Annotated in this window: 12 protein-coding genes; 4 read left to right on the top strand and 8 right to left on the bottom strand. The window is 61.9% G+C overall.

Features of this window, described 5'->3' with window-relative positions; all coding sequences use genetic code 11:
* From ABI213_RS07515 to sucC, 3 genes are all read right to left on the bottom strand, one after another.
* On the bottom strand, nucleotides 1-631 hold a 631-nt coding region (locus tag ABI213_RS07515), incomplete at its 3' end, for a TerC family protein (RefSeq protein ID WP_348026592.1).
* A 177-nt stretch (nucleotides 632-808) separates the two neighbouring features.
* Nucleotides 809-1,705, bottom strand: coding sequence for a succinate--CoA ligase subunit alpha (gene sucD / locus ABI213_RS07510; RefSeq protein WP_348005602.1), 897 nt, complete (start codon nucleotides 1,703-1,705; stop codon nucleotides 809-811).
* Between the two features lie 9 nt (nucleotides 1,706-1,714).
* Nucleotides 1,715-2,884, bottom strand: coding sequence for an ADP-forming succinate--CoA ligase subunit beta (sucC, locus tag ABI213_RS07505; protein WP_348005601.1), 1,170 nt, complete (start codon nucleotides 2,882-2,884; stop codon nucleotides 1,715-1,717).
* A gap of 163 nt (nucleotides 2,885-3,047) precedes the next feature.
* Between sucC and argC the strand changes: the two genes are divergently transcribed.
* Nucleotides 3,048-3,959, top strand: a complete 912-nt coding sequence (argC, locus tag ABI213_RS07500; RefSeq protein ID WP_348005600.1) for an N-acetyl-gamma-glutamyl-phosphate reductase — start codon at nucleotides 3,048-3,050, stop codon at nucleotides 3,957-3,959.
* 73 nt (nucleotides 3,960-4,032) lie between these two features.
* Here the strand turns inward: argC and ABI213_RS07495 are convergent, their stop codons facing one another.
* Nucleotides 4,033-5,565, bottom strand: coding sequence for an altronate dehydratase family protein (locus tag ABI213_RS07495; RefSeq protein WP_348026590.1), 1,533 nt, complete (start codon nucleotides 5,563-5,565; stop codon nucleotides 4,033-4,035).
* A 12-nt stretch (nucleotides 5,566-5,577) separates the two neighbouring features.
* Complete coding sequence (locus tag ABI213_RS07490) at nucleotides 5,578-6,291, bottom strand: FadR/GntR family transcriptional regulator (RefSeq protein WP_348005598.1); 714 nt, start codon at nucleotides 6,289-6,291, stop codon at nucleotides 5,578-5,580.
* A gap of 116 nt (nucleotides 6,292-6,407) precedes the next feature.
* Here ABI213_RS07490 and ABI213_RS07485 point away from each other — a divergent pair, with 116 nt between their 5' ends.
* From ABI213_RS07485 to ABI213_RS07475, 3 genes are read left to right on the top strand one after another with little or no spacing between them, the layout of a single operon-like run.
* Nucleotides 6,408-7,142, top strand: coding sequence for an SDR family oxidoreductase (locus ABI213_RS07485; RefSeq protein ID WP_348005597.1), 735 nt, complete (start codon nucleotides 6,408-6,410; stop codon nucleotides 7,140-7,142).
* Between the two features lie 18 nt (nucleotides 7,143-7,160).
* Entirely contained in the window at nucleotides 7,161-8,009 is an 849-nt protein-coding gene (locus ABI213_RS07480) for a fumarylacetoacetate hydrolase family protein (protein ID WP_348005596.1), read from the top strand.
* Between the two features lie 42 nt (nucleotides 8,010-8,051).
* Complete coding sequence (locus tag ABI213_RS07475; RefSeq protein WP_348005595.1) at nucleotides 8,052-8,927, top strand: LysR substrate-binding domain-containing protein; 876 nt, start codon at nucleotides 8,052-8,054, stop codon at nucleotides 8,925-8,927.
* A 28-nt stretch (nucleotides 8,928-8,955) separates the two neighbouring features.
* On the opposite strand, the gene ABI213_RS07470 is transcribed toward ABI213_RS07475, so the two are convergent.
* The 3 genes from ABI213_RS07470 to ABI213_RS07460 form a co-directional block, all read right to left on the bottom strand.
* Complete coding sequence (locus ABI213_RS07470; RefSeq protein WP_348005594.1) at nucleotides 8,956-9,777, bottom strand: betaine/proline/choline family ABC transporter ATP-binding protein; 822 nt, start codon at nucleotides 9,775-9,777, stop codon at nucleotides 8,956-8,958.
* Nucleotides 9,774-10,592 (bottom strand): proline/glycine betaine ABC transporter permease, encoded by an 819-nt coding sequence (locus tag ABI213_RS07465; RefSeq protein WP_348005607.1) that lies wholly within the window; start codon nucleotides 10,590-10,592, stop codon nucleotides 9,774-9,776. Before ABI213_RS07465 ends, ABI213_RS07470 begins: the two co-directional genes overlap by 4 nt.
* A gap of 115 nt (nucleotides 10,593-10,707) precedes the next feature.
* Entirely contained in the window at nucleotides 10,708-11,742 is a 1,035-nt protein-coding gene (locus tag ABI213_RS07460) for an ABC transporter substrate-binding protein (RefSeq protein ID WP_348026588.1), read from the bottom strand.
* Nucleotides 11,743-11,864: the final 122 nt, after the last annotated feature.

Genomic DNA, 11,864 nt, shown 5'->3' with positions numbered 1-11,864 from the left:
GGCCAAAGGCATAGCCGACGTTTTCATCTTGCGGCATGTACGCCGCAAGCGCCGGGTCGGAGTACGCCATGGTGCCCGCAATCCATCCCAGCAGCATACCGCCCAGGGTGATGATCAGCGGGAAGCGGTCCATCAGCTTGAGAACAAGCTGGCTGCCGCCGATGATGATGGGGATACTCACCAGCAAGCCAAAGATCACCAGCGGCAACTGGTGTGTCTCTCCGGCTCCCTGCGCAGCACCGGCGATGGCAATCACATTGTCGATGCTCATGACCAGATCGGCCACGATGACTGTCTTGACCGCGCTCCACAGTTTGTCGCTGGCCTGGATATTGTCGTGTCCGCCGTCCTCTTCCGGCACCAAGAGCTTGACACCGATCCACAGCAGCAAAATGGCGCCCACCAGTTTGAGGTAAGGCACTTGCAGCAGCGACAACGCGAATGCGATCAACACCACGCGCAAGACAATTGCCCCTACGGTGCCCCACAAAATGCCTTTGGTGCGCTGTTGGGCGGGGAGCCCGCGGCATGCCAGGGCGATGACTACAGCGTTGTCGCCTCCCAGCAAGATGTCGATCATGATGATCTGACCGACCGCTAGCCAAAAATGGGCGGTGAAAAATGCTTCCATGGCTTTCCTTAGACATCAGACGCACGAGGCCGATTCGGCGCGTCTACACAGAATGGGGAAGGACCCCAAAACAACAACGGCTTGGTGCTGCGAATGACCGCAGGACCAAGCCGAAGGGGCGGGGTGGTATGGCGCACCCGAAGGCGCGACCAAACCATTGCGCAAAACTGCTTTACTTTACTTTAACAAAGCCTTCAGCAGCTTGGCCATTTCGGACGGATTGCGCGTCACGGTAAAGCCACACTCTTCCATCACTGCCAGCTTGGCATCTGCCGTATCGGCACCGCCGGAAATCAGCGCGCCGGCGTGGCCCATGCGCTTGCCAGGGGGCGCGGTTACGCCGGCGATGAAGCCAACGATAGGCTTCTTCATGTTCAGCTTGCACCAGCGGGCGGCTTCGGCTTCGTCCGGGCCACCGATTTCGCCGATCATGATGACCGCGTCGGTATCAGGATCGTCGTTGAAAGCCTTCATCACGTCGATGTGCTTCAAGCCGTTGATCGGGTCGCCACCGATGCCCACTGCTGTGGACTGGCCCAGGCCGATTTCGGTCAGTTGCGCCACGGCTTCATAGGTAAGCGTGCCGGAACGGCTGACCACGCCAATCCGACCCTTGCGGTGGATGTGGCCGGGCATGATGCCGATCTTGATTTCTTCGGGCGTGATCAGGCCAGGGCAGTTGGGGCCCAGCAGCAAGGTTTTCTTGCCGCCGGCGGCTTCCTTGGCCTTCATGCGGTTGCGCAGTTCCAGCATGTCCTTAACGGGAATGCCTTCGGTGATGCAGATGGCCAGGTCCAGATCGGCCTCAACGGCTTCCCAGATGGCGGCGGCTGCACCAGCCGGTGGCACGTAGATCACCGACACGGTTGCGCCGGTATCGGTGGCGGCTTCCTTGACGGACGCGAAGATCGGGATGCCAAAAATCGACTCGCCGGCCTTCTTGGGGTTCACGCCTGCGACGAAGCAGTTTTTACCGTTGGCGTATTCCTGGCACTTTTCAGTGTGGAACTGGCCGGTTTTACCGGTAATACCTTGGGTGATGACCTTGGTGTCTTTATTGATGTAGATGGACATAAAGGTTCCTTACGCAGCAGCTTTAACAGCAGCCACCACTTTTTCAGCCGCTTCGGCCATGGTGTCTGCACTGATGATGGGCAGACCGGACTCGGCCAGCATCTTCTTGCCCAGGTCTTCGTTGGTGCCCTTCATGCGCACCACCAGTGGCACGGACAGGTTCACGGCCTTGCAAGCGGTGATCACGCCGGTGGCGATGGTGTCGCACTTCATGATGCCGCCGAAGATGTTGACCATGATGGCCTCGACCTTGGGGTTCTTCAGCATGATCTTGAAGGCTTCGGTAACCTTCTCGGGAGTAGCACCGCCGCCCACGTCCAGGAAGTTGGCTGGCTCAGCGCCGTACAGCTTGATGGTGTCCATGGTGGCCATGGCCAAACCAGCGCCGTTCACCAGGCAGCCGATGTTGCCGTCCAGGCTGATGTAGGCCAAGTCGAACTTGGAGGCTTCGACTTCGGCTGCGTCTTCTTCGTCCAGATCGCGGTAGGCCACGATTTCGGGGTGGCGGAACAGCGCGTTCGGGTCAAAGTTGAACTTGGCGTCCAAGGCCATCAAATTGCCTTTGGAGTCACAGTTCAGTGGGTTGATTTCCACCAGCGATGCGTCGGTGTCCATGTAGCACTTATAGATCTTGGCGAAGATGTCTACGGCCTGGTCGATAGAAGCGCCGGTCAAACCGATGGCTGCGGCCACCTTCTTGCTTTGCTCTGGGGTGATACCGGTCAGGGGGTCGATCATCTCGGTGATGATTTTTTCGGGTGTGGAGTGCGCCACTTCCTCAATGTCCATGCCGCCTTCGCTCGAAGCGATCAGGGCCACCTTCTGTGTCGCGCGGTCGGTGACCAGCGATACATACAGTTCGTTCTTGATGTCAGCGCCGTCTTCAATGTAGAGGCGGCGGACTTTTTGACCTTCAGGGCCGGTCTGGTGCGTCTTGAGCTGCATGCCCAAGATTTCGCTCGAAATGCGCTTGACGTCCTCAATGGTTTTGGCGACCTTGACGCCGCCACCCTTGCCGCGTCCACCCGCGTGGATTTGCGCCTTGACCACCCACACAGGGCCGCCGAGTTTTTGGGCGGCTTCCACCGCTTCTTGCACGGTGAATGCAGGAATGCCCTTAGGCACCGGCACACCAAAATTGCGCAAGATTTCCTTGCCTTGGTATTCGTGAATCTTCATGAGGGCTCTCTCAGGAATGGATGGATTTTTGCCCGTCTGTACAGGTAAAACTGCACAAAGTGGCACCGTTTTGTCAACCCTTGAATGTATCATGTTGCAGTGCAACGAACTGACCTGGCGCTGACGGCCCGGGTCTGCCTTTTCACCCACCTACAGCCCCTTTATGCCTAAAGTCTTTATCGACGGTGAAGCCGGTACCACCGGTCTGCAAATCCGTGAACGCTTGCAAACCATGCCGCAGATCGAGGTGGTCAGCATCGCCCCGGCGCTGCGCAAAGACCCCGAGGCCAAGCGCGCGCTGATGGCCGAGGTGGACCTGGTCATCCTCTGCCTGCACGACGATGCCGCCATCGCATCGGTGGCCATGATCGACAGTTTGCCGGGTAAAAAGCCCAAGATCATCGACGCATCTACCGCCCACCGTACCGCACTGGGTTGGGTGTATGGCTTTCCAGAGCTGGCTGCGGGCCAGCAAGAAGCCGTGGCCCAGGCCGACCGCGTGGGCAATCCCGGTTGCTACGCCACCGGTGCCATTGCGCTGATCCGCCCCCTGGTCGATGCCGGTTTGCTCAACGCCGATGCGGCCCTGGCCCTGCCTTCGGTCAGCGGCTATTCGGGCGGCGGGCGCAGCATGATGGAAGCCTACGAAAAAGGCGAAGCCCCGCTGTTTGAAACCTATGCGCTGGGCCTCACGCACAAGCATTTGCCCGAAATCATGCGCTACACCGGCCTGACCCGGCGGCCGATTTTTGTGCCCTCGGTGGGTAATTTTGCCCAGGGCATGCTGGTGCAGTTGCCCCTGCACCTGGACCTGTTGCCCGGCCAGCCCACCGCGCAAGACCTGCACGATGCCCTAGCCCAACACTACGCAGGCAGCACCTGGGTCACGGTAGAGGCCCCCGGCGACAGCGGCAAGCTCGATGCCACCGCCCTGGTCAACACCAACAAGATGGAACTGCGCGTGTTTGGCAACGCCGCCCACCACCACGCCGTGCTGATCGCCCGCCTGGACAACCTGGGCAAAGGTGCCAGCGGTGCCGCCGTGCAGAACCTGGAATTGATGCTGGGTCTGTAGTAGCGGTTTGCTAGTTATTGGGTAGCTGCCAGCGCAGGTGGAATATGCGCTAGAGGCCTAAAACACTAAAAAACTACATCACCGCGCCTACCTGCCAGGGCACGAACTCGTTCTGGCCGTAGCCGTGTTGCTCGCTCTTGCTGTGCGTGCCCGAGGCGGTGGCCAGAATCAGCGCAAAAATCCGCTCGCCCATGGCCTGCACCGAGCTGCTGCCGTCGATGATTTCGCCGCAGTTGATGTCCATGTCCTCCTCTTGCCGCTTCCACAGTGCGGTGTTGGTGGCCAGCTTCAGCGACGGCGTGGGCGCGCAGCCATAGGCGCTGCCGCGGCCCGTGGTGAAGCAGATCAGGTTGGCCCCGCCCGCCACTTGCCCGGTAGCGCTGACCGGGTCGTAGCCGGGCGTGTCCATAAATACGAAGCCGTGTGCCGTCACCGGTTCGGCGTACTCGAACACGCCTTCCAGGTTGGTGGTGCCGCCCTTGGCCACCGCACCCAGGGATTTCTCCAAGATGGTGGTCAGGCCACCGGCCTTGTTGCCGGGGGACGGGTTGTTGTTCATCTCGCCGCCGTTGATTTCGGTGTAATGCTCCCACCAGTGGATGCGGCCAATCAGCTTTTCGGCGATGGCCGGGGCCACGGCGCGGCGTGTGAGCAGGTGCTCGGCCCCGTAGACCTCGGGGGTTTCGCTGAGGATGGCGGTGCCGCCGTGCGCCACCAGCAAATCCACAGCCGCCCCCAGGGCCGGGTTGGCGCTGATGCCCGAGTAGCCGTCTGACCCGCCGCATTGCAGGCCGATGGTGATGTGCGAGGCGCTGCAGGGCTCGCGGGTGACGGCGTTGGCGCGCGCCAGCATGGCGGTGACCAGGGCAATGCCTTTGTCTACCGACTGCCGGGTGCCACCGGTGTCCTGGATGTTGAAGGTGCGAAAGTTGTCGCCCTCGCGCAGGCTGCTGTGGGCCAGCCAGGCGCTGATTTGGTTGGCCTCGCAGCCCAATCCCACGACCACCACCGCGCCGAAGTTTGCGTGGGTGGCGTAGCCCGCCAGCGTGCGCTCCAGCAGCTGCAGGCCCAGGCCTTCGCCGTCCATGCCGCAGCCGGTGCCGTGGGTCAGTGCGACCACGCCGTCGATGTGGGGAAAATCGGCCAGTGCCGCCGGGTTGGTCTGGCGCGAGAAATGCGCCGCAATCGCCCGGGCCACGGTGGCCGAGCAGTTGACGCTGCTCAGAATGCCGATGTAGTTGCGCGTGGCGACCCGGCCATCCGCCCGGCGTATGCCCATGAAGGTGGCTTCTTGGCGGGGCGCGGCGGGTTTGACATCGGCACCAAACGCGTAGTCGCGGGCAAAGTCGCCTTTGTCGGGCCCCATGTCCAGGTTGTGGGTGTGCACATGCTCGCCGGGGCCAATGGCACGGCTGGCAAAGCCAATCACCTGGTTGTAGCGTCGCACCGGCGCGCCCGCCGCAATGGCATGGGTGGCGATTTTGTGGCCGGGCGGCACCATGCCTTTGACGGCGATGCCCTCTACGGTGGCACCGCTGAGCAGTTGGCTGCGGGCGATGAGTACGTCATCGGCAGGATGGAGGCGGATGAAAGGGGCGTTAGTCATGGTGGGGTGGGTTTATTCGTTGGGATTGGCCCGCTGCCAACTGGCGTTGAGGCGGTGGTGGGATTTGTCCATGTGGGCATGCATGGCGGCACGGGCCGCGGTGGGGTCTTGGGCGCGGATGGCGGCCAGAATGGCCTGGTGCTCTTTCAATGCGGTGCGCCAGGAGCGCGGGGTTTCAAAGTAGCCGCCCAGCCGGGTAAACAGGTGGCCACGCCGCGCATCCCAATAGTTGTGCACGGTTTCGATCAGCACCGCGTTGCCGCAGGCTTGCACGATGGCCGAGTGGAAGGCCCGGTCGCCCTCCAGCGGCGGCTGGCCCAGGGCCGCTTCTTCGCGCATGGTCTGCAGGGCCTGGTCCATCGCTGCCAGGTGTTCGGGCAAGGCCAGCGTGGCCGCCAGGGCGGCGGTTTCGCCCTCGACCACGCGGCGGGCACGGATCAGCTCCAACGGCCCCCATTCGGCGGCAGCCACGGGCGTGCCCTTGCTGCCCTGGACACGTGCCAGCACGTAGATGCCGGAGCCGGTGCGCACCTCGACCCAGCCTTCGACTTCGAGTGCAATCAGCGCTTCGCGCACTGAAGGGCGGCTCACACCCAGCTGCGCCGCCAACTCGCGCTCGGCGGGCAAGCGGCTGCCCACGGCGTATTCGCCCGACAGCATGCCCGCGCGCAGTTGTTCCGCAATCTGGCGGTACAGGCGCTGGGGTTCCAGGGGTTGTAGGGGCATAGCAGGCTAAAAAGATTAAGGGTTAATCTTAATTGGTAAAGTGGTAAGGCCACTTCATAATCCCACACATTGCCAACCCGCCCATCGGGCAAAACCCCAACTCTCTGGAGCATCCCATGCGACTTTCAGGAAAAACTGCGCTGGTCACCGCCGCCGGGCAAGGCATTGGCCAAGCGGCCGTGCTGGCCATGGCGGCCGAGGGGGCCCAGGTGTGGGCCACCGACGTGAACCCGGCGCTGCTGGCCAGCTACGAGGGCGTGGCCAACGTGACCGCGCTACCGCTGGACGTGCGCGACCAGGCCGCCATCCAGGCGCTGGTGGCTCGCATGCCGTGTATCGACGTGCTGTTCAACTGCGCGGGCGTGGTGCACAACGGCACCGTGATGGATGTGCAAAACAGCGAGCTGGAATTTGCCTTTTTGCTCAACGTGCAGGCGCAGATGTGGGCCATCCAGGCCGCGTTGCCGCGCATGCTGGCGCAGGGTGCGGGCAGCATCATCAACATGGCCAGCGTGTGCAGCAGCATCAAGGGCCTGCCGAACCGCTGCGTGTACGGCACCACCAAGGCGGCGGTGATCGGCCTGACCAAGAGCGTGGCCGCCGACTACGTGGCCCAGGGCATACGCTGCAATGCCATCGCCCCCGGCACGGTAGACACGCCCTCGCTGGCCGACCGCATCAACGCCAACGCCGACCCTGTAGCCGCCCGCAAGGCCTTCATTGCCCGCCAACCCATGGGGCGACTGGCGCAGGCCCACGAGATCGTGCCCATCGTGGTATTTTTGGCCAGTGATGAGTCTATATTTGCTACCGGCCAAACCTATAACGTTGACGGCGGCATGACGATTTAACTTTTTCAAAAGGAACCTATGAAACTCGTTCGTTACGGCAAGCCGGGCAAAGAAAAGCCCGGCCTCATCGATGCCGAAGGCAAGCTGCGCGACCTGAGCAAAGAGCTCAAGGACATCGGCCCAGACCAGCTCGGCGATGCCGCGCTGGCCAAGATCGCCAAACTGAACACGGCCAAGCTGCCGCTGGTCAAAGGCAAGCCGCGCATGGGCAGCCCGGTGGCCAACGTGGGCAAGTTCATCGCCATCGGCCTGAACTACGCCGACCACGCCGCTGAATCCGGCCTGCCGATTCCTGCCGAGCCGGTGGTGTTCATGAAGGCCACCAGCTGCATCCAGGGCCCGAACGACCCCGTGATGCTGCCCAAGGGCTCCAAAAAGACCGACTGGGAAGTCGAGCTGGGCGTGGTCATTGGCACGACAGCACGCTACGTGTCTCAAAAAGAAGCTCTTAACTATGTAGCAGGCTACTGCACCATCAACGACATCAGCGAGCGCGAATACCAAATCGAGCGCGGCGGTACCTGGGACAAGGGCAAAGGCTGCGACACCTTCGGCCCGCTCGGCCCCTGGCTGGTCACCCGGGACGAAGTGCCGAATCCGCAAAAACTCGGCATGTGGCTGGACGTGAACGGCCAGCGCGTGCAAACCGGCAACACCAAAACCATGGTCTTCACCGTGGCAAAGATCGTCAGCTACGTCAGCCAGTTCATGACCCTGATGCCCGGCGACGTGATTACCACCGGCACCCCACCGGGCGTGGGCCTGGGCATGAAGCCGCCCAAGTTCCTGAAGAAGGGCGACACGATGGCATTGGGCATTGACGGCCTGGGCGAACAGCACCAGGAAGTGGTGGCATTCAAGCTCTAGCACCCTGATTCGGCATGGTACGGGCACGTACACTCCCGTACCATGTCTCGACGTCTGCCCCCCTTGAATGCCCTGAGGAGTTTCGCTGCCGCAGCGGACGCAGGAAGTTTTACCAAAGCCAGTGAAGTGCTCTTCGTGACCCAGGGCGCGGTAAGCCGCCAGGTGAAGCAGTTGGAAACCTGGTTGGGCAAGCCGCTGTTTTTGCGCACGCCGCAGGGGATTGCGCTGACCGACGCGGGACGGCGTTTGGCCACCACCATCGATGTGGCGTTTGCCCAGATCGAGACCACGGCGGATGCGATCAAGCTCTCGTCGCAGCGGCAAATGCTCAAGATCAACCTGCCGCCTACCTTTGCCACCCGCTGGCTGGTGCCCCGACTGGCGGCTTTTCGCAAGGTGTATCCGGGCATAGATTTTTCATTTACTACCGATCCTGCGCACAGCGTACGCGAGCTGAAAAATGCCGATGCCGCCGTGGTGTTTTCTGACCGGGAATGGCCCCACTGTGAAATCCGGCGCCTGTGCCTGGAGCAGCATGTGCTGGTGGCCAGCCCCACGCTGTGGACGGATGACCTGCCACCCCGCCTGGAGGACTGCACCCTGCTGCATATTTTGGATGGTGACGTGCGCATCCCCGTCTGGGAGCGCTGGTGCCAAGCGCATGGCATTACCCATGTGGACACCCGCGCCGGGCTGGCTTTCAGCACGTTGGACCAGGTGATCAACGCCACGGTGAACGCAACCGGGGTGGCGATTGTGGACAAGGCCATGGTCCAGCCCGAACTGCAATCAGGCACGCTGCGGCGGCTGAACCGCTTGACATCCGAAGGGCCGTACGGCTACTGGTTTGTCACGCTGACGCAGGACGCCGAGAAGCGTGCCTGCGTGCAACTCTTCCACGACTGGATTTCGGATTAGCGGGCATTGCCTGTGCCCTCACGGCTGGTCAGTGCATGGGGGTCTCGACCCGCTTGTCCACAAACCGGCGCACGTAGTCGTCTGCCGGGCTTTCCAGAATTTCGGTGGGTGTGCCCACCTGGATCAGACGCCCGTCACGCATGATGGCGATGCGTGCACCGATGCGCAGCGCTTCGTCAATGTCGTGGGTAATGAAGACGATGGTCTTTTTCAGCGTGCCCTGCAGGTCCAGTAGCAGGTCCTGCATGTCGTGGCGGATCAGGGGGTCCAGCGCACTGAAGGCTTCGTCCATTAACAAAATGGACGCATCCACCGTCAACGCACGGGCCAGGCCCACGCGCTGGCGCATGCCGCCCGATAGTTCGTCAGGGTACTTGGACTCGTAACCTTTCAGACCCACGCGTTCGATCCAGCGGCAGGCGGTGGCGCGTACGGCATCGCTCTTTTCGCCACGCACCACCAGGCCATAGCCCACGTTGTCGATCACGGTTTTGTGCGGCAGCAGTCCAAAGTTCTGGAACACCATGCTCATGTCGTTGCGGCGCAGCTGGCGCAGGCCTGCGTCGTCGAGTTGGATGACATCGCGACTACCGACCAGGATCTCGCCTGCACTGGGTTCGATCAGACGGTTGAAGTGCCGTACCAGGGTGGATTTGCCGGACCCAGACAAACCCATGATGACGAAAATCTCGCCCGCTTCGATGGACAACGAAACGTCGTGGATGCCTACGTTGCAGCCGGTGCGTTCCAGCACCGATTTTTTGTCGGCCCCGGTGGAGAGCATCTTCATGGCCTCGGTCTCGCGGGCACCGAATACCTTGAACACATTGCGGACTTCGATAGCGCTCATGCCGTGACTCCTTGGCGCAGGGCGCGCTCACGCCGGCCGGTGCCGTAGGCTTGGGAAATGCGGTCGATCACCACCGCCAGAATCACAATCGCCAGCCCGCCTTGCAGGCCCCGACCCATGTCCATGTTGTTGATGCCCGCCAGCACGTCTTCGCCCAGGCCGCGTGCGCCGATCATGGACGCAATCACCACCATGGCCAGTGCCATCATCACCGCCTGGTTGATACCGGCCATGATGCTGGGGCGCGCCAGGGGCAACTGCACCGTGAACAGCAGTTGCCCGCTGGTGGTGCCGTACGAGCGTGCGGCTTCCACCACGTCGCGGTCCACCTGGCGGATGCCCAGGTCGGTCAGCCGCACCAGCGGTGGCAGGGCGTAGACCACGGTGGCCAGCAGCGCAGGTACCTTGCCCAGGCCGAACAGCATCAGCACGGGGACCAGGTACACAAAAGTGGGCAGGGTCTGCATGATGTCCAGCACCGGCTGCAGTATCTTGCGCAGCCGCTCGTTGGCCGACATCCAGATACCCAGCGGCAGGCCGATGGCCAGTGTGAGCAGCGTGGCCACCAGCATCAGCGCCAGGGTTTGCATCAGCTTGTCCCACAGGCCAAAGCTGCCAATCAAATACAGGCCCGCGGTCAGCACCACCACCGCGCCGAGGCGGCGGGTGGCGTGCCAGGCAATACCCGCCACGGCGGGCAGCATCAACCACGGCGGGATGGCCATGAGCGCATGCTCCAGCGGCACCAGCAGCCAGACCAACAGCAGTTTGGCGATATGGTGAAACACCTCGCCATGGTTTTCCACAAAGTCCATGACGGCTGCGTTCACATCGTCGGTCACCGATAGATCGAGAAAGATCCCGTTCATTTTTTTGTTCCTATTTCACTGGCGGGGCAGGCTGCCCCCTGGGCCAACGCAGGGCGGCGGGTCATTTCAACGCGCTTACCGCTTTGGCGGTTGCGGCAGCCGGCATCCAGCCCGACCAGACGGTGGGGTTGGCTTTCAGGAACTCGCGGGCCACTACATCGCTACCCAGTTTGCGTTCGGCCATCTTGGCGATCGCCGTGTTGATCTGCTCGGGACTGAGCTGCACTTTTTCAACCAGGTTCAGCACCTCTGGGTCGGACTGCATGAGCGCGGTGGACATGCCCACGGTCAACCGGGTGTTGGGCGTGGCGGAAGGGCATACGTCTTTGACCTTGGGGTCTTTCAGCGTGTCCCAGCACTTCTGGTTGAACTCAGGCTCCTTGATTTTGACCAGCTTGAATTTCCCCATCAGGCTGGCGGGCGACCAGTAATAAAACAAAATGGGCTTGCCACGGGCAATGGCCGAGGAAATCGCCGCGTCCAGCGCCGCGCCGGTGCCGGCACGGAAGTTGGTGTAGCTGGCATCCAGCTTGTAGGCCTTCATCTTCTGGGTGTTGATTTTTTCGCAATCCCAGCCGGTAGGGCAGTTCAGAAAACGGCCTTTTTCAGGGTTCTCGTCGTCACTGAACAGGTCTTTGTATTTGGGCAGATCGGCCACTGTCTTCAGGTCGGGCGTGGTGGCTTTGATGCCGCGTTGCGCATCGCCTTTCACCATGTACTCGGGTACGAAAAAGCCTTCGGTCGCCCCGCCTTCGGAAAGCAGATCACCCACCAGCTTGATCTTGCCGCTGTCCACGCCTTTGCGGATGATGTCGGTGCGGTTCCATTGCTCTACCCACAGCTGCAGGTCGCCGCTGACCAGTGCGGTCTCGGTGGCGGCGGTGCTGCCGTTGACCACTTCGGTCTTGCAGCCGTAGCCGGTTTCCAGCAAGGTGCGGATGATGTCGGTGTAGAACTGGCCCGACTCCCAGGTAATGCCCGCAAAGCGCAGTGGTGCACCGCTGGCGCATTGGGTCGCGGCTTGCGCAGTGCTGCTGCCCAGGAGGGTTAGCGCTGTGGCGGCTATCAGGCTGTGGGCGAGGCTTTGGGTCTTCAAGGTTTTGTCTCCGTTTTATGGTTATGGTTGGCTGTTTTATGCGGCACTGGTGGCAAACCGGGAACGCCGGGGCGTGCGGATGTCGTTGCGGTAGTCGTTGATCACATCGCAGGGCGTGTACC

Source organism: Rhodoferax sp. (assembly GCF_039922535.1).
Lineage (GTDB): Bacteria > Pseudomonadota > Gammaproteobacteria > Burkholderiales > Burkholderiaceae_C > Rhodoferax_B.
The sequence above is the reverse complement of the archived record's forward strand: the minus strand, read 5'-3'. Positions and strand labels throughout refer to the sequence as shown.